The sequence below is a fragment of the Streptomyces sp. HUAS MG91 genome, from assembly GCF_040529335.1.
Classification (GTDB): domain Bacteria; phylum Actinomycetota; class Actinomycetes; order Streptomycetales; family Streptomycetaceae; genus Streptomyces; species Streptomyces tabacisoli.
Window position 1 is genome coordinate 5,999,362 of record NZ_CP159534.1, and the last position, 23,097, is coordinate 6,022,458.

Sequence of the window (23,097 nt, forward strand, 5' to 3'; positions counted from 1 at the left end):
CACCCGTGCGCATCGCCAGATTCTCCATCGACGGGAACGTCGCCTTCGGCGCGGTCGAAGGCGACAGTCCACCCGGGACGACCGAGGGGCTCGTCCTCGACATCATCAAGGGCATCCCCTTCGCGGACTTCGAACTCTCCGGTACGAAGGTCCCGCTCAACAAGGTCCGGCTGCTGCCCCCGGTGCTCCCGAACAAGGTGATCGCCTTCGGCCGCAACTACGCGGAGCACGCGAAGGAACTGGGCAACGAGGTACCGGACACCCCCTTCGCCTTCTTCAAGCCGTCGACCTCGGTCATCGGCCCGGGCGACGAGATCCAGTACCCGAACTTCTCGCAGGAACTGCACCACGAGGCGGAGCTCGCCGTCGTGATCGGCCGCATGTGCCGCGAGGTCCCGCGCGAGCGCGTCAAGGACGTCGTCTTCGGCTTCACGGCCGCCAACGACGTGACCGCCCGCGACGTCCAGAAGCGCGAGAAGCAGTGGGCCCGCGCCAAGGGCTTCGACACGTCCTGCCCGCTGGGCCCCTGGGTCGAGACGGACCTCACGCTCGCCCAGGCCTCGGACCTCACGATCCAGTGCACGGTCAACGGCACCCAGCGCCAGCTCGGCCGTACGTCGGACATGATCACGTCCATCGAGGACCTGATCGTCAACATCTCCGAGGCCATGACGCTCCTGCCGGGCGACGTCATCCTCACGGGCACCCCGGAAGGGGTCGGCCCCCTGAACGTCGGCGACGAGGTCGCCGTCACCATCGAAGGCATCGGCACTCTCACCAACAAGGTTGTCAAGCGTGGCTAGCGCACCCGTACGCGTCCGTTTCTGCCCTTCACCCACCGGTAACCCCCACGTGGGCCTGGTCCGCACCGCCCTGTTCAACTGGGCCTTCGCGCGCCACAACCAGGGCACCCTGGTCTTCCGCATCGAGGACACCGACGCGGCCCGCGACAGCGAGGAGTCGTACAACCAGCTCCTCGACGCGATGCGCTGGCTCGGCTTCGACTGGGACGAGGGCCCCGAGGTGGGCGGCCCGCACGCCCCGTACCGGCAGTCGCAGCGCATGGACATCTACAAGGATGTCGCCGACAAGCTGCTCGCCGCCGGCAAGGCCTACCCCTGCTACTGCTCCACGGAGGAGCTGGACGCCCGCCGCGACGCCGCCCGCGCCGCGGGCAAGCCGTCCGGCTACGACGGCCACTGCCGCGACCTCACCGACGAGCAGAAGGCCGCGTACGAGGCCGAGGGCCGCAAGCCGATCGTCCGCTTCCGGATGCCCGACAAGACGATCACGTTCACGGACCTGGTCCGCGGCGACATCTCGTACGAGCCGGAGAACGTGCCGGACTACGGCATCGTCCGTGCGAACGGCGCCCCGCTGTACACGCTCGTCAACCCGGTCGACGACGCCCTGATGGAGATCACCCACGTCCTGCGCGGCGAGGACCTGCTCTCCTCCACCCCGCGCCAGATCGCCCTCTACGAGGCGCTGACCGAGCTGGGCCTGGCGAAGTTCACCCCTCTCTTCGGTCACCTCCCGTACGTCATGGGCGAGGGCAACAAGAAGCTCTCGAAGCGCGACCCGCAGTCCTCGCTGAACCTCTACCGCGAGCGCGGCTTCCTCCCCGAGGGCCTGCTCAACTACCTCTCGCTGCTCGGCTGGTCCCTCTCCGCGGACCGCGACATCTTCTCGATCGAGGAGATGGTGGCGGCCTTCGACGTGAAGGACGTCCAGCCGAACCCGGCCCGCTTCGACCTCAAGAAGTGCGAGTCGATCAACGGCGACCACATCCGCCTGCTCGACCCCAAGGACTTCGCGGCCCGCTGCGAGCCCTGGCTGAAGGCGCCGTTCGCGCCGTGGGCCCCGGAGGACTTCGACGAGGCCAAGTGGGCGGCGATCGCCCCGCACGCCCAGACCCGCCTCAAGGTCCTCTCCGAGATCACGGACAACGTCGACTTCCTCTTCCTCCCCGAGCCCGCCACGGACGAGGCGAGCTGGACGAAGGCGATGAAGGAGGGCTCCGACGCCCTGCTCGTCACCGCCCGCGAGAAGCTCGAGGCGGCCGACTGGACGTCTCCCGAGTCCCTGAAGGAAGCGGTCCTGGCCGCCGGCGAGGCCCACGGCCTCAAGCTCGGCAAGGCCCAGGCCCCGGTCCGCGTCGCCGTCACCGGCCGCACCGTCGGCCTGCCCCTGTTCGAGTCCCTGGAGATCCTGGGCAAGGACAAGACGCTGACCCGCATCGACGCGGCGCTGGCGAAGCTCGCCGCGTAGGCGGAGCCACGCCTGAGGGGCGGCACCCGGACGATCCGGGGCCGCCCCTCGGGCGTTGTCGGTACCGGGCACTACGGTGCAGACGTCACCCGCCACCGCCCGCCCCGCCACTCCCGGAGAGCCACCGTCATGCCGATGCCCGCTCGCGACTACGCGCGCTACTTCACCGCCGGTCACACCTTCACCCTCACGTCGGGCCTGGTCGGCACGGTCGACGTACGGACCGCCGGAGAGCTGTGGCTGCCCTCGGGGCGGGTCGTCGCCGGTGACCCGTTCATCGCGCTCGGCTCCGGCGAGTGCGAGCCCTTCGCGGTCTCGGTGGCGCCCGGCCGGTACCGCGTCGACGCCGCCGTCGCGACCCTGACGAACCCGGCCGAGCCGCCGTCCGACACCCCGCACGAGCGCGTCGCGGCCGCCCGGCTGGTCATACGCGACGAACCCGTCACGAGCTGGGAACAGGCCCTCCAGGCCGGACAGGACGCGAGCGGGCTCGGTGACGACGAGTACTTCGGCTACGGCGTCGACGCGGGCACCGGCTGCTTCTACGACGCCGAGTCCGACGACTCCTTCCCCGAGTGCGAGGGCGACGAGGGCCCGCTCTGGGACGCCTTCGAGAAGTACGACCACGCGCCCGGCCCCTACCTGGTCACGTCCCCGTCCACCGGCCACACGGTGGCGGCGTTCGGCTCCGGCTGGGGCGACGGCGCCTACCCGACCTGGATCGGCCGCACCGCCACCGGCGAGGTCGCCTGTTTCGTCACGGACTTCTTCGTGATCGAGGACCCCGAGGGCGACTGATCGACGTACGTTCGTGTCATGCCCATCCGCGCCGTCGTCTGGGACATCGACGACACGATCTTCGACTACGCGACCGCCGACACCGCCGGCATGCGCGCCCACCTGGCCGCCGAGAGCCTGCTCGACACCTACGGGAGCGCCGAGCACGCCCTCACCCGCTGGAAGGCCCTGACGCGCGAGCACTGGGCGCGCTTCGAGGCGGGCGAGACGGACTGGGAGAGCCAGCGCAGGGACCGGGTGCGCGCCTTCGTGGGGCGCGCGCTGGCGGATCCGGAGGCGGACGCCTGGTTCACCCGTTACCTGGGCCACTACGAGGCGGCCTGGGCGCTCTTCCCCGACACCGTGCCGGCTCTCGACGCCCTCGCCGGCACCCACCGTCACGCGGTGCTCTCCAACTCCTCGCTGCACAACCAGGACCGCAAGCTCCGCGTCCTCGGCGTACGTGACCGATTCGAGGCGGTGATCTGCGCGGCCGAACTCGGTGTCGCCAAACCGGAGGCCGCCGCCTTCCACGCCGTCTGCGCGGAGCTGTCCCTGGCTCCGCACGAGGTCGCGTACGTCGGCGACCAGCCGGACACCGACGCCAGGGGAGCGGTCGAGGCGGGCCTCACCGGCATCTGGTTGGACCGCGCCGGACAGGGAGGTCGGCCTGAACTCACCCGCATCACCGGCCTTGACCAGCTGCCCTCTCTGCTGGTCGGCGATACCCGTTTTGGAGCGCCGGACACCTTCGGGTAATGTTCTTCCTGCGCCGAGGGGAGCGGGCCGAAAGCCCCGAACCCCAGAGCGCAAGCCGAGCAAAGTCCCCCAGGGGATGGCGTCACGGTGGCCTATGGTGTAATTGGCAGCACGACGGTTTCTGGTTCCGTTAGTCTAGGTTCGAGTCCTGGTAGGCCAGCTCGCAGAGCTCATCTGCAACCGTGGATTCCAGATCCACAAAGCCCCCGTTGTGTAGCGGCCTAGCACGCTGCCCTCTCAAGGCAGTAGCGCCGGTTCGAATCCGGTCGGGGGTACAGATCCTTCCCGCGAGGACGGCTATGGGTAGCTCCCGCCGACTTTGATGCAGGATCGCTAGGGCCCCCGTTGTGTAGCGGCCTAGCACGCCGCCCTCTCAAGGCGGTAGCGCCGGTTCGAATCCGGTCGGGGGTACTGGTCTAAACCAATATGGTCTAAACCACCATGGCCTATGGTGTAATTGGCAACACTACGGTTTCTGGTACCGTCATTCTAGGTTCGAGTCCTGGTAGGCCAGCTCGCAGAGCTCATCTGCAACCGCGGATCTGATCCGCAAGGCCCCCGTTGTGTAGCGGCCTAGCACGCCGCCCTCTCAAGGCGGTAGCGCCGGTTCGAATCCGGTCGGGGGTACAAGACGAAGAGGCCCTTCCCGAGTGCGGGAAGGGCCTCTTCGCGTGCAGTCGTTGATCTGCCCCGGACGCAACTCCGGCCGGTCGCTGCGGCGTTGGAGCGACCGGCCGGGGATGAGCGGAAGGGGCGGGGGAGTTGGGGGGATCAGCCCGTGCGGCGCAGCGCCTCGGAGAGGCGCCCCGCGGCGTCGATGACGGCCTGGGCGTGCATCCGGCCCGGGTGGCGCGTCAGGCGCTCGATCGGACCGGAGACCGAGACGGCGGCCACCACCCGGTTCGACGGGCCGCGCACCGGCGCCGAGACGGACGCGACGCCCGGCTCGCGCTCGCCGATCGACTGGGCCCAGCCACGGCGTCGTACGCCCGACAGGGCCGTCGCCGTGAAGCGGGCTCCCTGAAGCCCGCGGTGCAGGCGCTCCGGCTCCTCCCAGGCCATCAGGATCTGCGCGGAGGACCCGGCCTTCATGGTGAGCGTCGAGCCGACCGGCACCGTGTCCCGCAGTCCGGACAGCCGCTCCGCCGCGGCGACGCAGATGCGCATGTCGCCCTGGCGGCGATAGAGCTGGGCGCTCTCGCCCGTCACGTCCCGCAGGTGCGTGAGCACCGGGCCCGCGGTCGCGAGCAGGCGGTCCTCGCCGGCCGCCGCCGCGAGCTCCGCGAGGCGCGGGCCGAGAATGAAACGGCCCTGCATGTCGCGGGCCACCATGCGGTGGTGCTCCAGGGCCACCGCCAGGCGGTGCGCTGTCGGTCTTGCCAATCCGGTGGCCGCGACAAGGCCAGCTAGGGTCGCGGGTCCGGACTCCAGGGCGCCCAGGACAAGGGCTGCCTTGTCCAGAACGCCGACGCCGCTACTGTTGTCCATGCGTCGATACTCCCGTCTCACTCTGTGAAACGCAAGTTCAATTTCCCGTGGAACTTGCCACTCTGGACGTCACACCGGCCCGCTGACCGAACGGGCCCGGCCGCTGACGTCCGGCACGGGGGATACGGACGTCGGCGATCCCGAAATCTCTAGTTGGGCCGGCTCACAACTCGCCGGCCGGAGGGAAAGCGATGGGTAGGACACTCGCGGAGAAGGTCTGGGACGACCACGTCGTCCGGCGCGCCGAGGGCGAGCCCGACCTCCTCTTCATCGATCTGCACCTGCTGCACGAGGTGACCAGCCCGCAGGCCTTCGACGGCCTGCGCAAGACCGGCCGCCAGGTGCGGCGCCTCGACCTCACCATCGCCACCGAGGATCACAACACCCCGACCCTCGACATCGACAAGCCGATCGCCGACCCGGTCTCGCGGGTGCAGCTGGAGACGCTGCGCAAGAACGCCGCCGAGTTCGGGGTGCGCCTGCACTCCCTGGGCGACGTCGAGCAGGGCGTCGTGCACGTCGTGGGCCCGCAGCTGGGCCTGACGCAGCCGGGTATGACGGTCGTCTGCGGCGACTCGCACACGTCCACGCACGGCGCCTTCGGCGGCCTGGCGTTCGGTATCGGCACCTCGCAGGTCGAGCACGTGCTCGCCACGCAGACGCTGCCGATGACCCGCCCGAAGACCATGGCCATCACGGTCGACGGCGAACTGCCCGAGGGCGTCACCGCCAAGGACCTGATCCTCGCCATCATCGCGAAGATCGGCACGGGCGGCGGCCAGGGCTACGTCCTCGAGTACCGCGGCTCCGCCATCGAGAAGCTGTCGATGGAAGCCCGCATGACCATCTGCAACATGTCGATCGAGGCCGGCGCCCGCGCGGGCATGATCGCCCCGGACGAGACCACGTTCGCCTATCTGGAGGGCCGCGAGCACGCCCCCAAGGGCCAGGACTGGGACGCCGCGGTCGCGTACTGGAAGACGCTGCGCTCGGACGACGACGCGGTCTTCGACGCCGAGGTCGTCATCAAGGCCGACGAGCTGTCCCCGTTCGTCACCTGGGGCACCAACCCCGGCCAGGGCGCGCCGCTTTCCGCGAACGTCCCCGACCCCGCTTCGTACGAAGACGCTTCGGAGCGCCTCGCCGCCGAAAAGGCCCTGGAGTACATGGGGTTGGAGGCCGGGCAGCCGCTGCGCGACGTCAAGGTCGACACCGTCTTCGTAGGCTCGTGCACCAACGGCCGCATCGAAGACCTGCGGGCCGTCGCCGACATCGTCAAGGGCCGCAGGATCGCCGACGGCGTACGGATGCTGGTCGTCCCGGGCTCGGCCCGGGTCGGTCTCGAGGCCGCCGCCGAGGGCCTGGACCAGGTCTTCAAGGACGCCGGCGCCGAATGGCGGTACGCGGGCTGTTCCATGTGCCTGGGCATGAACCCGGACCAACTCGCCCCCGGCGAGCGCTCCGCGTCCACCTCCAACCGCAACTTCGAGGGCCGGCAGGGCAAGGGCGGCCGCACCCACCTGGTCTCGCCCCAGGTCGCCGCCGCCACCGCCGTGCTGGGCCACCTCGCCTCCCCGGCGGATCTCTCGGATGCGCCCGCCGACCGTACGCCCGCTGGAGTCTGATCAGTCATGGAAGCATTCACCAAGCACACCGGCCGGGCCGTCCCGCTGCGCCGCTCGAACGTCGACACCGACCAGATCATCCCTGCTCACTGGCTCAAGAAGGTGACGCGGGACGGGTTCGAGGACGGGCTGTTCGAGGCCTGGCGCAAGGACTCGGAGTTCGTGCTCAACAAACCGGAGCGCGAGGGTGCCACGGTGCTGGTCGCCGGTCCCGACTTCGGTACGGGTTCGTCGCGCGAGCACGCCGTGTGGGCGCTGCAGAACTACGGCTTCAAGACCGTGATCTCCGCCCGGTTCGCGGACATCTTCCGCGGCAACTCCCTCAAGAACGGTCTGCTGACCGTCGTTCTGGACCAGAAGGTCGTGGACGCGCTCTGGGAGCTCGTGGAGAGCGACCCGCAGGCCGAGATCACGGTCGACCTGGAGGCGCGGGAAGTTCGCGCCGAGGGCGTCACCGCCTCCTTCGAGCTGGACGAGAATTCCCGCTGGCGTCTGCTGAACGGGCTCGACGACATCAGCATCACCCTGAAGAACGAGTCGGACATCGCCGCTTACGAGGCGAAGCGCCCCTCTTTCAAGCCGCAGACCATCCAGGTCTGACCCGCCCCTGGGCAAGGCTTATTCAGGCCACTTCCACAGGCCTCGTACCCCCAATCGTGCACCGGTTGGGGGTACTTCTGTGTCCGGGTCCGGGAGCCGCCGGCGGGCCTGAACGGGTGGTCTTCGCGCGGCCTCAACTCCCGTGAATGCCAAGGTTGTTCCAGGGGTAAGCGGGTCTGGGTGCCGCTTCCGGCGAGTGCGTCGCGGAAGGGCTCAGGAGGCCCTGTCGGGGCGGGAGTTACCCCCTGCGGAGGCGACAACTCGCCCCAGATGGCACAATCTGTGCATGGAACACGACGGCCAACTCCAGCTGTACGCGGCGGTCGCGGACCAACTCAAAGAAGCGCACGCCCGAGTGCGCGCACTGCAAGTCCCGGAGGGCGTACGGATGGCGCTGACCCGGAAGCTGCTGGCCATTACGGCCGCGGCCAAACACGATCTCGCCGCCGCGGCAAGGCGTCTGGAGCGATTCATGGCGGACCTCGACGACTTCGACGAGGGCTCCCGCTCTGAAGAGGAACTCTGACACCGCCCAGTTCGTTGCGGCACAAGGGTGATTAGCCCGTTTCGCGTTTGATTTGCGGTATATATCTGCCTAACGTGCGAAAAAGCCGGGTCGAAAGAGATTCGTTCCGGCAATGTCTCCGAAGGGGAAGACGTGAACAAGGCGCAGCTCGTAGAAGCGATTGCCGACAAGGTCGGCGGCCGTCAGCAGGCCGCTGACGCCGTTGACGCGGTTCTCGACGCCATCGTCCGTGCCGTGGTCAGTGGCGACCGCGTCTCGGTCACCGGCTTCGGTTCGTTCGAGAAGGTCGACCGTCCGGCCCGTTACGCCCGTAACCCGCAGACGGGTGAGCGCGTGCGGGTCAAGAAGACCTCGGTGCCGCGCTTCCGTGCGGGCCAGGGCTTCAAGGACCTCGTCGCGGGTTCGAAGAAGCTCCCGAAGAACGATGTCGCGGTCAAGAAGGCGCCCAAGGGCAGCCTGACCGGTGGCGCTTCGGCGACGGTCAAGAAGGCCGCGGCCAAGAAGACGACGGCCAAGAAGGCCGCCGCCAAGAAGGCCACCCCGGCGAAGAAGACCACCGCCACGAAGAAGACCACGGCTGCCGCCGCGAAGAAGGCCACCGCGAAGAAGGCCACCGCCACCGCCAAGAAGACCTCGGCCGCGGCGAAGAAGACCACGGCCACGGCCAAGAAGGCGGCTCCGGCCAAGAAGGCGGCCACCGCGAAGAAGGCCACCGCGAAGAAGACGGCTCCCGCCAAGAAGGCCACGGCCAAGAAGGCGCCCGCCAAGAAGTCGACTGCGCGCAAGACCACCGCCAAGAAGGCCACCGCTCGCAAGAAGTAAGACCTTTTCTCCAAGGTCGCCTTCTTGGGCGTATGCCACAAGGCTGCTCACGCGCCGGGCCGGGCTCCCCTCGGGGAGCCCGGCCCGCGGTGTGTCCGGGTTCAGAAGGTCTGCAGGGTGATGAGCGTGATCTCCGGCGTGTCCGCGGCCGCCGCGGCGGGCCGGACCTCGATACGGACCCGCTGGCCGGGGCGGAGCAGGCGCAGTCCGCCCGCGTCGAAGGCGTCGGCGCCGAAGGGCACCGGGGTGCCGTCGTCCAGAAGGACGCTGCCGGAGCGGGTCTCGGGGTCGTACGTGTACGCGGTGGCCTGCATGCAGGCAGCGTACTCAGTCGACGAGGACGAGCCCGGCCGTGGCCTTCGCCGTGTGCGGGCCGACCCCCAGGGTCAGCGCCGTCCGCAGGTCGTCGCCGGTGTCCACGTCCTGGCGCACCGAGCCGACGCCGTCGAGCGGGAGTTCCACGGCGCCGGACGCCCGGTGGCGGGCGCGGGAGGCCGCGCCGAAAGCGGGGAGCAATTCGGTGCCGGGCGCCGCGGACAACAGGGTGGTGCCGATTCCCGCCGCGTCGGGCAGAAAAGCCCGGGGGAATGCGGCGGCCGCGGTGAGAACGCGGGCCAATTCCGCGGGGCGCAGCGACGGCAGATCGGCGTTCAGGGCCGCCAGGGGCGCCCGGGGACGCGTGGCACGTACAACCGTCTCCCCGTGCGCGAGAGCGGCATTGAGGCCCGCCTGCGGCGTGTCGGGCACGACCAGGGCGCCGAGGGTCGCCAGTTCGTGTCCGGCGCGGGCGTCGTCCGTGACGACCACCACATCGCGGACCGCCGCGCAGGCCGCGGCGGCGGCGACGGTGTCCTGGGCGAAGGCCAGGGCGAGACCGGGCCGCAGGGCGTCGCCGGCCGCGGGTGCGAGCCTGCTTTTGGCCCGCACCAACGGTTTCAGCGGTATCACCAGGGTCCACTGCACGCGCCTATTGTGACCTGTGCATGAGGTGCGCCCGTTCGGGCGGGCGTACGGTGTTCTCGACAGACCGGTGGCCTGGGGCGACACTTGTGCGGCCCGCCAGGTCCCGCCTGCATGGTCCTAGAGGAAGGTGTCCGAGTGTCCCGCCGCAGAATCGGCTTCTGGTACCGCTTCGCTGCGGTCCTGTGCAAACCGCCGCTGGTGGTTCTGTTCAAGCGGGACTGGCGCGGAATGGAGAACATTCCTGCCGACGGCGGATTTATCACCGCGGTGAACCACAATTCGCATCTGGACCCGTTCCTCTACGCGCACTATCAGTACAACACGGGACGAGTCCCGCGTTTCCTGGCCAAGCACGGCCTCTTCAAGAAGGGGTTCGTGGGCGCCGCGATGCGGGGCACCGGGCAGATTCCCGTCTATCGCGAGTCCACGAACGCGCTGAGCGCGTTCCGCGCCGCGATCGACGCCGTGGAGCGCGGGGAGTGCGTCGCCTTCTATCCGGAGGGAACGCTCACCCGCGATCCCGAACTGTGGCCGATGACCGGTAAGACCGGTGTCGCCCGGGTGGCCCTGCAGACGAAATGCCCGGTGATTCCCGTCGGCCAGTGGGGGGCCACCGACGCACTGGCGCCCTATGCGAAGAAGCCGCACTTCTTCCCCCGTAAGACGCACCATGTCCTCGCGGGCGAGCCCGTCGATCTGTCGGCTTTCTACGGCAGAGAGATCACGCCGGATCTGCTCAAGGAGGCGACCGAGGTCATCATGACCGCGATCACCGCCGAGGTGGAGCAGCTGCGCGGCGAGAAGGCCCCGGCGAAGCGGTACGACCCGCGTGAGGCGCGCATCGCGCAGCGCCGCAAGCTGCAGGACGGCGCGGCACAGAAGCGCGACAAGTCGCAGGCGGGCAGCGGGAGTTCGGCATCAGGCGGCACGACGGAGGAGAGCAGCAAGTGACCCGACCCGTGAAGGCGGCCGTCTTCGGGACCGGTTCCTGGGGCACGGCGTTCGGCATGGTGCTGGCGGACGCGGGGTGCGATGTCACGCTGTGGGGCCGTCGCGCCGAGGTCGCCGAGGCCGTCAACTCCACCCGCACGAACCCGGATTACCTGCCCGGCGTGGAGCTCCCGGCGAACGTGCGGGCCACGACGGACGCGGCCGAGGCCGCCGCCGACGCCGACTTCACGGTGCTCGCGGTGCCCTCGCAGACCCTGCGCGAAAACCTCGCGGACTGGGCGCCGCTGCTCGCCCCCGACACGGTGCTCGTCTCGCTGATGAAGGGCGTCGAGCTCGGCTCGGCGATGCGGATGAGCGAGGTCATCGCCGATGTCGCGAAGGTGCCGCAGGAGCGGATCGCGATCGTGACCGGGCCGAACCTCGCCCGCGAGATCGCCGCCCGGCAGCCGGCCGCCGCCGTGGTCGCCTGCCGCGACGAGGCCGTCGCCCAGCGCCTCCAAGTCGCCTGCCACACCCCGTACTTCAGGCCCTACACCAACACCGACGTGGTCGGCTGCGAACTCGGCGGCGCGGTCAAGAACGTCATCGGGCTCGCCGTCGGCATCGCGGACGGGATGGGCCTGGGCGACAACACCAAGGGCTCGCTCATCACGCGCGGGCTCGCCGAGACGACCCGGCTCGGCCTGGCCATGGGCGCGGACCCGCTCACCTTCTCCGGTCTCGCGGGCCTCGGCGACCTGGTGGCCACCTGCTCCTCCCCGCTGTCGCGCAACCACACCTTCGGCACCAACCTCGGCAAGGGCATGACGCTGGAGGAGACCATCGCGGTCACCAAGCAGACCGCCGAGGGCGTCAAGTCCTGCGAGTCCGTGCTGGAGCTGGCGCGCCGCCACGGGGTCGACATGCCGATCACCGAGACCGTCGTCGCGATCGTCCACGAGGGCAAGCCGCCGGTGGTCGCCGTGAAGGAGCTGATGTCGCGCTCCGCCAAGCCCGAACGACGCTGAGCGACGGCCCGCGGGCCGCGCCACGACCTGGCTTCCGGGGGCGCTGACTCTCGTACTACCAGCAGGTACCCTCAACGCGATATGAGCAGCGAGAACCTTCCCCAGAGCCCTGCGTCCGCCGCGTCCTCGGGCGCCTCGTCGGACGCTTCGTCGACCGGGCAGAAGCCGCGGGTGGCCGTCGTCTTCGGCGGCCGCAGCTCCGAGCACGGTGTCTCCGTCGTCACGGCGGGCGCCGTCCTGCGGGCGATCGACCGCTCCAAGTACGACGTCCTGCCGATCGGCATCACGCGCGAGGGACGGTGGGCGCTCACCTCGGACGACCCCGAGCGGATGGCCATCAGTGACCGGCGGGTGCCGGACGTCGCGGACCTCGCCGAGTCGCCCGAGGGCGGCGTGGTGCTCCCGGTCGACCCGTCGTCGCGCGAGGTCGTCTACACCGAGCCCGGCTCCGTGCCCAAGGCGCTCGGCGACGTGGACGTGGTCTTCCCGGTGCTGCACGGCCCGTACGGCGAGGACGGCACGATCCAGGGACTCCTGGACCTGTCAGGGACGCCCTACGTCGGCTGCGGTGTGCTCTCCTCGGCCGTCGGCCAGGACAAGGAGTACATGAAGCGGATCTTCACCTCCTTCGGGCTGAAGGTCGGCCCCTACCTGGTGATCCGGCCGCGCGAGTGGGAGCGCGAGCAGGAGGGCGCCCGCCGCCGCGTCGCCGACTTCGTGGGCGAGCACGGGTGGCCGCTGTTCGTGAAGCCCGCGCGGGCCGGCTCGTCGTTCGGCATCACCAAGGTCGAGTCCTTCGACGGTCTCGACGAGGCGATGGAGACGGCGCGCGCCCACGACCCGAAGGTCATCATCGAGGCGGGCATCGTCGGCCGCGAGATCGAGTGCGGCGTCCTGGAGTTCGAGGACGGGCCGCGCGCCTCCGTCCCGGCCGAGATCCCGCCGGTGCAGGCGCACGACTTCTACGACTTCGAGGCCAAGTACATCGACTCCGCGACCGGTATCGTGCCCGCGCCGCTGACCGGCGAGGAGACGGCCGAGGTACGGCGGCTCGCCGTCGAGGCGTTCGAGGCGGTGTCCTGCGAGGGGATCGTCCGCGCGGACTTCTTCCTCACAGAGGACGGGGAGTTCGTGATCAACGAGATCAACACCCTGCCCGGCTTCACCCCGATCTCCATGTACCCGCGCATGTGGGAGGAGACCGGCGTCAGCTACCCGGAGCTGGTGGACCTCCTTCTCCAGGCCGCGCTGCGCCGCCCGACGGGCCTGCGGTAACCGGATCCCGGACCGTCGGCCGGACAGGCCCTAGTCGGCGATCCCCTTGGGGATCGCCTTCTTGATGGGCCCGGCCAGGTCGACCAGGGGGCCCGCGCCGACCCGCGAGACCTGGTCCTTGGGGATCGTCACCTCTATGTAGGCGAGGCGGCTGCCCGTCGTCATCCGCTGGGCGCCGCTGTCGAGTTCCTCGACGATCCACTCCACGCCGTTGACAGTCGCCGGGTTGCTGTCGTTGTCGGCTGCCGCGTCGGGCCAGGGCACACCGCAGCGCAGTATGATCGCGGGGCTTCCCCACGCCGCGGTGAGCTCGGAACTCGGTTCGGGATCATTGCGCTCGAATCCGTCGAGCTTCTGCGGCAGCACCTTGTCCAGGTTCCGGCACAGCTTGGTGACCGACGCCTCCGGTGTGGGAACCGCGGCCTCGGGAGCATCGTCCGTCGTGGAACACCCCGCGACGGCGGCGACCAGCAACGACAGTGCGGGCGCCCCGACGAGAACGCGGTGGACGCGGCCAAGACGGCGCCGGTGACGGAAAGAGTTCACCGGCACAGGGTAGACGGGGGCTACAGGTGGACGACCGGGCAGGTCAGGGTGCGTGTGATGCCGTCCACTTGCTGGACCTTGGCGACCACCATGCGGCCCAGCTCGTCGACGGTGTCCGCTTGCGCGCGCACGATCACGTCGTACGGGCCGGTGACGTCCTCGGCCTGGATGACTCCCGGAATCTTGCCGATCAGCTCGGCGACGGTCGACGCCTTGCCGACTTCGGTCTGGATCAGGATGTACGCCTGTACCACGGAACCTCCAGGGCGGCCACGAGGATCATGTGGGGAGAAGGGACGCCACGGTATCGCGTCACCGCTCGTCGCGGGGAGACCCGGGGTGGCTGTGGCGCACTCGCCGACCACGAGCCGACAGAACGCGGGACGGCAGCCGGTCGCCGGGGCGGCTCCTCGGGAAGGGCGAAGGATGCGGAAGGCATGGCCGTGAGGGTCTCTGTGGGCGTGACCGTGGATGCCGCGGCGGACGCCGCCCGTGTCGGCGGGGCCGCGGATACGCCCGCGGGCGCGCCCGTGCCTTCCACGGTACCCAGCACGCACCCGCCCCGCGACCTCGCGCCGGTCGGCGGGGCGGGCCGGAGGGCGCGGGGGACGGCGGCCCGGGAGGCCGGGGGACCGGCGGGCGTCGTGGTGACGGGCGACGCAGCGGTGGGGTTGGCGGACGCGGGACCGGCAGTGGTGGGCTTGAAGGGGGCGGGCGGCGCACGAATGGCCCGTCCTGGGATGGTTCGGGATCGTGAGTGGGTCGGGGCGGAGCCGGCAGCGGGTCGGGAACCGGTCGGAACAGAAAGGGCAGCACGCACATGAAGGGCACCGTCGGCGAGCTGGGGGAGTTCGGCCTCATCAGAGAGCTGACCTCACGGCTCACCACCACCCCGGCCGTACGGATCGGCCCCGGCGACGACGCCGCCGTGGTCGCCGCACCGGACCGCAGGGTCGTCGCCAGCACCGACGTCCTGCTGGAGAACCGGCACTTCAGGCGCGACTGGTCCACGGCGTACGACGTCGGCCGCAAGGCCGCCGCCCAGAACCTCGCCGATATCGCCGCCATGGGCGCCGTGCCCACCGCACTGCTCCTGGGCCTGGTCGTCCCCGCCGAACTGCCCGCGTCCTGGCCCTCGGAACTGATGGACGGACTGCGCGACGAGTGCCAGGTGGCCGGCGCCGCCGTCGTCGGCGGTGACGTGGTGCGCGGCGACACGATCACCATCGCCATCACCGCCCTCGGCGATCTGCGCAACCACGACCCGGTCACCCGGGCCGGAGCCCAGCCCGGCGACGTCGTCGCCGTCACCGGCTGGCTCGGCTGGTCCGCGGCCGGATACGCCGTGCTCTCCCGGGGCTTCCGCTCCCCGCGCGCCTTCGTCGAGGCGCACCGCAGGCCTGAGCCGCCGTACGACGCCGGCCCCGCCGCCGCCGGGCTCGGCGCCACCGCCATGTGCGACGTCAGCGACGGCCTCATCGCCGACCTGGGCCACATCGCCGAGGCCAGCAGCTGCCGCATCGACATCGCGTCCGGCAGCGTGGACGTGCCGTCCCAGATGAAGGACATCGGCCAGGCCGTCGGCGTGGACCCGCTCCAGTGGGTGCTCACCGGCGGAGAGGACCACGCGATCGTGGCCACCTTCCCGCCGGACGTGAAGCTGCCGGCCCGCTGGAAGGTGATCGGTGAGGTCCTCAACCCCTCGGCTCTGCCCCAGGTGACCGTCGACGGCGCGCCCTGGACCAGTACCGGCGGCTGGGACCACTTCGGTGACGGTCCCTCCGGCGGCTTCGGCGGGGAGATCGAGTCGTGAGCGCCGACATCGCGGGGCCGGTGCGGGTGCTGACCGTCGCCGGATCCGACTCCGGGGGCGGGGCCGGGATCCAGGCCGACCTCAAGACCATGCTGGCGCTCGGCACCCACGGCATGAGCGTCATCGCAGCCGTCACCGCACAGAACTCGCTCGGAGTGCAGGGAGCGTGGGAGCTCCCCGTGGAGGCGGTACGTGCCCAGTACCGCAGTGTCGTCGACGACATCGGGGTGCAGGCCGTCAAGACCGGGATGCTCGCCTCTCCCGAACTCGTCGAGTGCGTCGCCGAGTTGCTGGCCGGCACCGACGCTCCGGTCGTCGTCGACCCGGTCGGCGTGTCCAAGCACGGGGACGCGCTGCTCGCCGCCTCGGCGCTGGACGCCGTCCGCACCAAGCTGCTGCCGACCGCCACCGTGGCGACGCCCAACCTCGACGAGGTCGCTCAACTCACCGGCGTCCGGGTGGAGTCGGAGTCGGACATGCGCAGGGCCGCCGCGGCCGTGCTCGGCTTCGGGCCGCGATGGGTGGTCATCAAGGGGGGCCATCTGGGCTCCAGTGGGTCGGGGGCCGGTGGATCCGGCGTCGGTGGTTCCGGGGGCGACGGCTCAGTGGCCAGTGGTTCAGCGGCCGGTGGTTCAGTGGGGAGCGGCTCCGCGGGCAGCAGCTCAGCGGCCGATGGTCCAGGGGCCGGCTCCGCGGAGGCCGTGGACCTGCTGACCGACGGGTCCGAGGAGCACTGGCTGCGCGCCCCGCGCCACGACAACCGCCACACGCACGGCACGGGCTGCACCCTCGCCTCCGCGATCGCGGCCCAGCTGGCCAAGGGGCAGTCGGTGCCCGAGGCCGTGCGCGCGGCCAAGGAGTACGTGACCGGGGCGATCGCCGCCGGGTTCGCGCTGGGCGGCGGCATCGGACCCGTGGATCACGGCTGGCGGTTCAAGGCGGCGGAGGGCGATTCTCCGGCCAGGCCGTAGTCCTTCAGTGCCAGAGCGCTGGCGGCCTTCTCGGTCAGGCGCTTGAAGAAGCCCGCGAGGAACCGTGAGCCGAGCATCCGGTACGCCCGGTCACGGCTGCGGATCCTCCTCTCGGTCGGCGGGGCGAAGAACGGGCCCGCGTTCCCCGATATCTTCTGGCAGCCCTTCGCGTACTTCGTTATCTCCGCCTCGAAGGCCGCGAACGCGGTGCGGTGATCGCCCCGAGCCGCCACCAGCTCGCCCGCCAGGACGTACGCCGACACCAGCGCCGTGCCGGTGCCGATGCCGCCCATCGTGGCGCCGTGCCCCGCGTCGCCGAGCAGGATCACCCGGCCCTTGGAGAGCCGGTCGATGTGGATCTGGGCGATCGCGTCGAAGTACAGGTCGTCCGCGGTGTCGAGCGCGGCTCGCATCTCCGCCACGTGCGGCCAGGCCATGCCGCTCAGCTTGTCGGCGACGATCTGCTTCGTCCGGGCGGTGTCCCGGCGGTCGTGGGCGAGCTCTTCCGACGCGAAGACGACGGCCGCGCCGGCCCGGTCGGGATCGCCGTCGTAGTTGCTGATCATCGCGGTGCGTCCGGGCTCGCTGTACAGGCGCGCCGTGCGGTCCAGGCCCAGGTGGTTGGGCATGCCGAAGCCGGCGACGTAATAGCCGAAGAAGCGCAGGTACCGCGATTCGTCGCCGAAGACGAGCCGGCGGGTGTTCGAGTGCAGGCCGTCCGCGCCGACGACCAGGTCGAAGGTGCGGGGAGCGCCGTGGTCGAAGGTGATGTCGACGCCCGTGGCGGATTCGGTGAGCGAGGCTATCGAGTCGCCGAAGACATACTCGACGGCGTCCTTCGTGCGCTCGTACAGGAGCTTGGAGAGGTCGCCCCGGAGCACCTCGACGTCGCCGCTCATCAGATGCGCGGGCAGGTCCACCCGGCCGGTGTCGTCGGCGTTCACGATGGTCTGGCGGCCCATCTCGGTCCGGATGCGGTGCAGGTCGTCCCAGATGCCCATGCGGGTGAGGACGGTGCGGTGGACGTGACCGCGGAAGTCGACCGCGAAGCCGCCCTCGCGCAGTGCCGCCGCCTTCTCGACGACCGTGACGCGGGCGCCCTGGCGGGAGAGCCAGAAGGCGATCGCGGGCCCGGCGATGCTGGCCCCGGAGACCAGCACGTCGAGGTGGGCGAGGGTGTCGGTGGCGCGGGGGTCTCCGGTGTGGCGTTCGCCCGTGTGGAGCTCGCTGGTGCGGCCTTCGTCGGTGGGGGAGGGGGTCGTGTGAGCTGCGGTGTTCTGCGTCTGCTTCGTCATGGCAGTGAGCTTGCGGCCCGGCGCTTACCGGTCGCTGACCGCCCGCTGACCGTGCCTTACCGGCGCGGTACGACGTGGTCCGAGGGCCGCGGCCGTCACAGGTCGACGACGGCGGCCTCCCGCAGGCTCACGCCCAGCTCGAAGGCCTTCTTGAACACCTCGGGGGCCAGCATCCGCCGCAACCGCTGCTCGAGCGGGGTCACGTCCGGGTCGTCGACGATCAGGCGGCCGCGCAGCGCCGACGCCGCGCCGAGCAGCGTCACGGCCTGCTCGGGAACCTCCGCGCGGGCGGCCAACGCCTCGGCCACCACCGCGAGTTCCAGGCCCTGTGCCAGACCGTCGGTCGACAGCGTGCGGGCCTGCCGGAACCAGTCGTCGGCCTCTTCCGTGCGGCCCTCGGCAAGGGCGGTACGGCCCAGCCCGAGGAAGACGTGCACCGTCTGGCCCACGCCGTACCAGGACCTCGCGTGCATCCCCAGCGCCGTCTCGTAGTGCTCACGCGCACGGGCCCGGTCCCCGGCCAGCCGTGCCGCGTCCCCCATTCCCCAGTGGGCGCCCGCCACCTTCTCCGGTGCGCCGGCGGCGCGGGCGAGATCGGCCGCCCGTGCGAAGTCGGCGGTCGCCTCCTCGTAGCGGGCGCCGCGCAGCAGGACGGCGCCACGCCGGCACAGCAGGTCGGCGGTCTCCTCGGGCGCCGCCAGTTCCCGGGCGCAGCGGAGCGCTTCGTCGAGCAGGGCCAGGGCACGCGTCCGCTCACCGCGCCAGTCCGCGAACATCCCCAGCTGATCGAGGGAGTTGGCCATGCCCCAGCGGTCGCCGGTCTCCCTGAACCCCTCCAGCGCCTGCGCGAACAGCTTCTCCGACGCGGCGGGGCGTCCCGCGAACTGCTCCTGGAAACCGAGCCCGACGGACAGCAGCGCCCGCCCCCACGGGTCGTCGCCGACCTGGGCCCTGACCCGCTCGTCCCGCGACCTCTCGGGACCGACCGCGAGGGTCCACAGGACCACGGTGAAGGGCAGTCTCAGCTGCCGGTCGATCGTGGCCAGGACCTTGTCGGCACGCGCGAGCCGGTCCTCGTCCTCCGCGCCGGTCACGGACATCACCCCGTTCAGCGCGCACAGCGCGTACTCCTCCTCCAGGCCGCGCGGGGGGTTCGGCCCCACCGCGTCGACCAGGGCACGGGCGAGCGGCACCCGCTCGCCCGCCAGGCCGTGCAGCCGCCAGAACCACGACAGGGCCGCCATGAGCCGCAGCCCGTCGTGCGGAGCCGCCCTGAGGAGGTGGCGCAGGGCCGCATCCAGATTGCCCTGCTCGGCGGAGAGCCTGGCCAGCCAGGGCAGCTGACCGTGCCCGCGCAGCTGTGGCTCCGCCTCCTCCGCGAGGCGCAGGTAGTACGCGGCGTGTGCGTCCCGCAGCTCCCCGAGCGTGCCGTCCCGAAGGTGCTCGGCACAGAAGGCACGGATCGTCTCCAGCATCCGGTAGCGTCCGTCGGCCGCCTCCAGGAACGACTTCTCGGCGAGGGAGGCGAGAAGATCCTCCGGGTACGGGACGCCGCACACCTCTTCCACCGCGTCCAGCGTCGCGCCGCCGGACAGGCCGCTGCCCGCGAAGACCGTCATCCGGCACGCCAGGTCGCGCTCCTCCTCGTCGAGGAGTTCCCAGCTCCACTCCACGACGGCCCGCAGGGTGCGGTGGCGCGGCGCCTTGGTGCGGTCCCCCCGGGACAGGACACGGAACCTGTCGCCCAGCCGCTCCGCGAGCTCGGCCACGGTGAGCGTGCGCAGTCGCGCCGCCGCCAGCTCGATCGCGAGAGGCAACCCGTCCAGAGCGGCGCAGATGTCGTCGATCGCGGCCACGCGCGGGTGCCCGTGCGCCTCGAAGTCGGGCCGGACCGCCGCTGCCCGGTCCCGGAACAGCTGGGCCGCCGGGCCCGACGCGAGCGGCGGCACGGGACACAGCGCCTCCCCGGTGAGGCCGAGGCCTTCCCGGCTCGTCGCCAGGACGCGCAGCCCCGGGCAGGCGCCCAGGAGGAGGCCCGTCACCTGGGCGGCCTCCGCGATCACATGTTCGCAGTTGTCGAGCACGAGCAGCAGGTCCCGGTCCTCCAGAGCGGCCGTGAGACGGTCCGTGGCGTCCGCGCCCTGCGGCCCGCGCAGCCCTTCCCGCACCCCGAGCGCGGAGAGGATCGCGTACGGGATCCGGGCCCCTTCGGTCAGGGGCGCCAGCTCCACGTAACAGACGTCCGCGCGGGAGCGGGCCGCCTCGCAGGCGAGCCGGGTCTTGCCCGCGCCACCGGGACCGGTCAAGGTCACCAGACGCGCCCCGGCGAGCAGTTCGTCGATCCGGGACAGCTCCTCCGCCCGCCCCACGAACCGCGTCAGCTGCGCGGGCACCCCACGCACGCGTACGGGCTCCTGCCCCTGCAACAGCTCCAGGTGAAGCGCCGCGAGCTCCGCGGACGGATCGGCCCCCAGCTCGTCGGCGAGCGTGCGCCGCGCCTCCTCGTAGACCCGCAGGGCCTCAGCGGAACGGCCCGCCGCGTGCAGCGTGCGCATCAGCAGCCCGTACAGGCGCTCGCTGAGGGGATGCAGAGCCAGCAGTTCCCGGACCTCGGCGACCAGGTCGGCGCCGCCGCCCAGCGCGAGGTCCGCCTCGATCCGGTCCTGCGTCGCACCGAGCCGCAGTTCGTCCAGGCGCGGCAGATCGACCGGGGCCGGACCGCGCCACAGGTCCAGGCCCTCGCGCAGCAGCGCCGCGGCGCGCGCGGCATCCCCGGTGGCCAGTGCCTGCCCGCCCTCGCGCGCGAGCCGCTCGAAACGGTGCAGGTCCACGGCGTCCGGGGCCACCGCGAGGCGGTACCCGGCCGGACCCGACTCGATGTCCATGTCCAGGCGCTTGCGCAGCCGTGAGATCTGCGACTGCAGGGCGTTCGCCGCCCCGGCCGGCGGGTCCTCGCCGTACAGGCCGTCGATCAGGCGCTCCGCCGAGACGGTGCGGCCCGTGTCCAACAGCAGCAGGGTCAGCAGGGCGCGCGGCCGTGGCCCGCCGGGGTCCAGGGGGCTGCCGTCAGAGGCCCGCACGTCGAGAGGGCCGAGGATGCCGAACCGCATGCGCAGAGTCTGGCAGTCGCCACTGACAGTCGTGGACGTGATCACGGATCCGCCGGGGACGAGCCCCGGAAGGAGTCCGGACAACGAAGAAGCCGGTCCCCGAGGGGACCGGCTTCTTCAAGCAACCAGCGAGGTGGCCGCGCTACGCGTAACGTCAGCGCGAGACCTTGCCGGCCTTGATGCACGAGGTGCAGACGTTGAGCCGCTTCGGCGTCCGCCCGACCACTGCACGCACACGCTGGATGTTCGGGTTCCAGCGGCGAGACGTACGGCGGTGCGAGTGCGAAATGTTGTTGCCGAAGCCCGGCCCCTTGCCGCAGACGTCGCAGTTGGCAGCCACGGGTCACTCCAAAGACTTCAGATGCACTTACGGTTGATCCCGGCATGCCGGGATCGAGATCGAAGGGATCTGAGTGGCGGTGCCAGGGGGATGGCCCGATGGATATCGGGCAACCGGAGCAGCATACAACGGCTGCTCCGATACAACGAAACTACCATGGTTGCCCGGTCCGCTGTCCCGGGCCCCGGACCAGGCCCTCTTCCCGGGCGGCTCCGTGGCGGGGTCTACTCTGCGTGCCAGTCCCGCCGCTCGAAGGAGGCGTAGGTGCCGCAGGTGCCGCATGTGCGACACGTACTCGACGCAGCCGCGGTACGCGCCTGGTGCTCACTCGCTCTGGAAGCGCTCGGCAGAGAGCGCGCGGAGATCGACGCGATCAACGTGTACCCCGTCGCGGACGGGGACACCGGCACCAATCTGTATCTGACCGTGGAGTCCGCCCATCAGGCGGTCGAGGCGGTCTTCACCGGGCTCGAACCCGCCGCACCCGCGCTGCCCGACGTGATGCGCGCCATGGCGCACGGCGCTCTCATCGGTGCCCGCGGCAACTCGGGGACGATCCTCGCCCAGCTGCTGCGCGGCATGTCCCAGGTGCTCGCCGACGGGCACCCGCGTGAGGGAGATCACGAGGGTCCGGCCGACGGGACGGCGCTGCGACTGGCGCTGCGGCGGGCCGCCGAGTCCGCGCGCGAGGCCGTCGCCCACCCCGTCGAAGGCACGGTCCTCACCGTCGCGACGGCGGCCGCGGACGCCGCGACCGCCACGGACGGCGACTGCGGGACCGTGGCACGGGCCGCCTACGAAGGCGCGTGCGCGGCGCTCGACGCGACACCGGGCCAGCTCGCGGCCCTCGGCAGTGCCGGGGTCGTGGACGCCGGCGGGCGAGGGCTCGTCGCCGTATTGGGGGCGCTGAGCCAGGCCGTCTCCGGCAACGTCGTACCGGTGTGGCGGCAGCGGCCTATGGACGGGCACGCGCGCGTGGACGCCGTCTCCGTCGACGCCGAACTGGAGTGCCCCGACGAGCACGGCGTCGCCGGGCCCGCCTTCGAGGTCATCTATCTCCTGGAAGCCGACGACCGGGCCGTGGCCCGGCTGCGGACCCGGCTCGACGCCCTTGGCGACTCCCTGGTCGTCGTCGGCGGGGAGGGGCTGTGGAACGTGCACGTGCACGTCGACGACGCGGGCGCGGCCGTGGAGGCGGGCGTCGAGGCCGGGCGGCCGTACCGCATCCGCATCACGCACTTCGGCCTCGGTGACGTGCACGCCGACCGTGCCGCGGCGCCGCCCCGCGAGCGTGCGCAGCGGGCCGTGGTCGCCGTCGTGCCGGGGGACGGGCTCGCGGGGCTGTACGCCGAGGCCGGCGCGACCACCGTGCCCGACCGGCCCGGTGAGCCGCCCGCCAGTGGCGAACTGGTCGACGCGATCCGGCGCGCACACGCGCGCGAGGTGGTGCTGCTGCCCAACGACGCCGAAATGCGGCACACCGCCGCGGCGGCCGCCGAGCAGGCCCGCTCCGAAGGCGTAAGGGTCGCCCTGATCCCCACCCGGTCCGCGGTCCAGGGCATCGCCGCGCTGGCCGTGCACGAGCCCGACCGGCGCTTCGACGAGGACGTCGTCGCCATGACCTCGGCCGCGGGCGCCACCCGCTATGCCGAACTGGCCGTCGCCGAGCGGCAGTCCTGGACCATGGCCGGCATCTGCCAGGCCGGGGACGTGCTGGGCCTCATCGACGGGGACGTGGCCGTCATCGGCCACGAGGTCCCGGCGACCGCCCGCACCGTGCTCGACCGGATGCTCGCGGCGGGCGGCGAACTCGTCACGCTCGTCCTGGGCGACGACGTGCCCGACGAGGTCGCGGACGCGCTGGAGCGGCACGTCCGCGAGGCTCACCTGGCCGTCGACACCGTGGTCTACCGGGGCGGGCGGCAGTCGGCACTGCTGCTGATCGGGGTCGAGTAGGC

General features: G+C 71.2%; 22 protein-coding genes and 5 tRNA genes. 19 read left to right on the forward strand and 8 right to left on the reverse strand.

Annotated features, from left to right (window positions below):
* Nucleotides 1-5: 5 nt before the first annotated feature.
* The 9 genes from ABII15_RS27360 to ABII15_RS27400 all read left to right on the forward strand — a co-directional run bounded on the left by ABII15_RS27360 (nt 6) and on the right by ABII15_RS27400 (nt 4,434).
* A complete protein-coding gene (locus ABII15_RS27360) occupies nt 6-803 on the forward strand; it encodes a fumarylacetoacetate hydrolase family protein (RefSeq protein ID WP_353944925.1) in 798 nt (265 codons plus the stop codon).
* Nucleotides 787-2,271: a glutamate--tRNA ligase gene (gene gltX / locus ABII15_RS27365; RefSeq protein ID WP_353944926.1), complete on the forward strand. Its 1,485-nt coding sequence runs from the start codon at nt 787-789 to the stop codon at nt 2,269-2,271. The genes ABII15_RS27360 and gltX overlap by 17 nt, the downstream gene beginning before the upstream one ends.
* Before the next feature lie 129 nt (nt 2,272-2,400).
* Entirely contained in the window at nt 2,401-3,069 is a 669-nt protein-coding gene (locus ABII15_RS27370) for a DUF4241 domain-containing protein (protein WP_353944927.1), read from the forward strand.
* Nucleotides 3,070-3,087: 18 nt separating this feature from the next.
* The gene (locus ABII15_RS27375) at nt 3,088-3,807 is read left to right on the forward strand and encodes an HAD family hydrolase (RefSeq protein WP_353944928.1); all 720 of its coding nucleotides are present in this window, start codon (nt 3,088-3,090) and stop codon (nt 3,805-3,807) included.
* Nucleotides 3,808-3,895: 88 nt separating this feature from the next.
* Nucleotides 3,896-3,967, forward strand: a tRNA-Gln gene (locus ABII15_RS27380).
* Between the two features lie 42 nt (nt 3,968-4,009).
* Nucleotides 4,010-4,082, forward strand: a tRNA-Glu gene (locus ABII15_RS27385).
* 63 nt (nt 4,083-4,145) lie between these two features.
* Nucleotides 4,146-4,218: transfer RNA gene (locus ABII15_RS27390), tRNA-Glu, on the forward strand.
* A 31-nt stretch (nt 4,219-4,249) separates the two neighbouring features.
* A tRNA-Gln gene (locus ABII15_RS27395) sits at nt 4,250-4,321 on the forward strand.
* Between the two features lie 40 nt (nt 4,322-4,361).
* A tRNA-Glu gene (locus ABII15_RS27400) sits at nt 4,362-4,434 on the forward strand.
* Between the two features lie 144 nt (nt 4,435-4,578).
* Here ABII15_RS27400 and ndgR read toward each other — a convergent pair.
* Nucleotides 4,579-5,295: an IclR family transcriptional regulator NdgR gene (gene ndgR, locus ABII15_RS27405; protein WP_055552755.1), complete on the reverse strand. Its 717-nt coding sequence runs from the start codon at nt 5,293-5,295 to the stop codon at nt 4,579-4,581.
* Between the two features lie 191 nt (nt 5,296-5,486).
* Between ndgR and leuC the strand changes: the two genes are divergently transcribed.
* From leuC to ABII15_RS27425, 4 genes are all read left to right on the forward strand, one after another.
* Nucleotides 5,487-6,920 carry a 3-isopropylmalate dehydratase large subunit gene (gene leuC, locus ABII15_RS27410; RefSeq protein ID WP_353944929.1) on the forward strand — a complete coding sequence of 478 codons (1,434 nt, stop codon included), beginning with the start codon at nt 5,487-5,489 and terminating at the stop codon, nt 6,918-6,920.
* 6 nt (nt 6,921-6,926) lie between these two features.
* Nucleotides 6,927-7,520, forward strand: coding sequence for a 3-isopropylmalate dehydratase small subunit (gene leuD / locus ABII15_RS27415; RefSeq protein ID WP_353944930.1), 594 nt, complete (start codon nt 6,927-6,929; stop codon nt 7,518-7,520).
* Nucleotides 7,521-7,806: 286 nt separating this feature from the next.
* Complete coding sequence (locus ABII15_RS27420; protein WP_353944931.1) at nt 7,807-8,046, forward strand: hypothetical protein; 240 nt, start codon at nt 7,807-7,809, stop codon at nt 8,044-8,046.
* A 132-nt stretch (nt 8,047-8,178) separates the two neighbouring features.
* The gene (locus ABII15_RS27425; RefSeq protein ID WP_353944932.1) at nt 8,179-8,868 is read left to right on the forward strand and encodes an HU family DNA-binding protein; all 690 of its coding nucleotides are present in this window, start codon (nt 8,179-8,181) and stop codon (nt 8,866-8,868) included.
* A 101-nt stretch (nt 8,869-8,969) separates the two neighbouring features.
* Here ABII15_RS27425 and ABII15_RS27430 read toward each other — a convergent pair whose 3' ends face one another.
* Nucleotides 8,970-9,182 carry a hypothetical protein gene (locus tag ABII15_RS27430; protein ID WP_353944933.1) on the reverse strand — a complete coding sequence of 71 codons (213 nt, stop codon included), beginning with the start codon at nt 9,180-9,182 and terminating at the stop codon, nt 8,970-8,972.
* Between the two features lie 13 nt (nt 9,183-9,195).
* On the reverse strand, nt 9,196-9,831 hold the full coding sequence (cofC, locus tag ABII15_RS27435) for a 2-phospho-L-lactate guanylyltransferase (RefSeq protein WP_353944934.1): 636 nt from the start codon (nt 9,829-9,831) through the stop codon (nt 9,196-9,198).
* 135 nt (nt 9,832-9,966) lie between these two features.
* Here cofC and ABII15_RS27440 point away from each other — a divergent pair, with 135 nt between their 5' ends.
* The 3 genes from ABII15_RS27440 to ABII15_RS27450 all read left to right on the forward strand — a co-directional run bounded on the left by ABII15_RS27440 (nt 9,967) and on the right by ABII15_RS27450 (nt 13,064).
* A complete protein-coding gene (locus ABII15_RS27440; RefSeq protein ID WP_353944935.1) occupies nt 9,967-10,782 on the forward strand; it encodes a lysophospholipid acyltransferase family protein in 816 nt (271 codons plus the stop codon).
* The gene (locus tag ABII15_RS27445; protein ID WP_353944936.1) at nt 10,779-11,789 is read left to right on the forward strand and encodes an NAD(P)H-dependent glycerol-3-phosphate dehydrogenase; all 1,011 of its coding nucleotides are present in this window, start codon (nt 10,779-10,781) and stop codon (nt 11,787-11,789) included. Before ABII15_RS27440 ends, ABII15_RS27445 begins: the two co-directional genes overlap by 4 nt.
* Before the next feature lie 81 nt (nt 11,790-11,870).
* Nucleotides 11,871-13,064, forward strand: coding sequence for a D-alanine--D-alanine ligase family protein (locus ABII15_RS27450; protein ID WP_353944937.1), 1,194 nt, complete (start codon nt 11,871-11,873; stop codon nt 13,062-13,064).
* Between the two features lie 30 nt (nt 13,065-13,094).
* Here ABII15_RS27450 and ABII15_RS27455 read toward each other — a convergent pair whose 3' ends face one another.
* Nucleotides 13,095-13,610 carry a DUF3515 domain-containing protein gene (locus tag ABII15_RS27455; protein WP_353944938.1) on the reverse strand — a complete coding sequence of 172 codons (516 nt, stop codon included), beginning with the start codon at nt 13,608-13,610 and terminating at the stop codon, nt 13,095-13,097.
* A gap of 20 nt (nt 13,611-13,630) precedes the next feature.
* Nucleotides 13,631-13,864: an Lrp/AsnC ligand binding domain-containing protein gene (locus tag ABII15_RS27460; protein WP_016642988.1), complete on the reverse strand. Its 234-nt coding sequence runs from the start codon at nt 13,862-13,864 to the stop codon at nt 13,631-13,633.
* A 566-nt stretch (nt 13,865-14,430) separates the two neighbouring features.
* On the opposite strand from ABII15_RS27460, the gene ABII15_RS27465 reads away from it, so the two are divergent.
* Entirely contained in the window at nt 14,431-15,423 is a 993-nt protein-coding gene (locus ABII15_RS27465) for a thiamine-phosphate kinase (RefSeq protein ID WP_353944939.1), read from the forward strand.
* Nucleotides 15,424-15,431: 8 nt separating this feature from the next.
* Nucleotides 15,432-16,394, forward strand: coding sequence for a bifunctional hydroxymethylpyrimidine kinase/phosphomethylpyrimidine kinase (gene thiD / locus ABII15_RS27470; protein ID WP_353947223.1), 963 nt, complete (start codon nt 15,432-15,434; stop codon nt 16,392-16,394).
* On the opposite strand, the gene ABII15_RS27475 is transcribed toward thiD, so the two are convergent.
* From ABII15_RS27475 to rpmB, 3 genes are all read right to left on the reverse strand, one after another.
* Complete coding sequence (locus tag ABII15_RS27475; protein WP_353944940.1) at nt 16,343-17,689, reverse strand: FAD-dependent monooxygenase; 1,347 nt, start codon at nt 17,687-17,689, stop codon at nt 16,343-16,345. The two genes, thiD and ABII15_RS27475, sit on opposite strands and share 52 nt — an antisense overlap.
* 95 nt (nt 17,690-17,784) lie before the next feature.
* Nucleotides 17,785-20,799 carry a BTAD domain-containing putative transcriptional regulator gene (locus ABII15_RS27480; RefSeq protein ID WP_353944941.1) on the reverse strand — a complete coding sequence of 1,005 codons (3,015 nt, stop codon included), beginning with the start codon at nt 20,797-20,799 and terminating at the stop codon, nt 17,785-17,787.
* A 154-nt stretch (nt 20,800-20,953) separates the two neighbouring features.
* Entirely contained in the window at nt 20,954-21,139 is a 186-nt protein-coding gene (rpmB, locus tag ABII15_RS27485) for a 50S ribosomal protein L28 (RefSeq protein ID WP_003957616.1), read from the reverse strand.
* Nucleotides 21,140-21,412: 273 nt separating this feature from the next.
* Between rpmB and ABII15_RS27490 the strand changes: the two genes are divergently transcribed.
* The gene (locus ABII15_RS27490) at nt 21,413-23,095 is read left to right on the forward strand and encodes a DAK2 domain-containing protein (RefSeq protein WP_353947224.1); all 1,683 of its coding nucleotides are present in this window, start codon (nt 21,413-21,415) and stop codon (nt 23,093-23,095) included.
* The last annotated feature ends 2 nt before the right edge of the window (nt 23,096-23,097 follow it).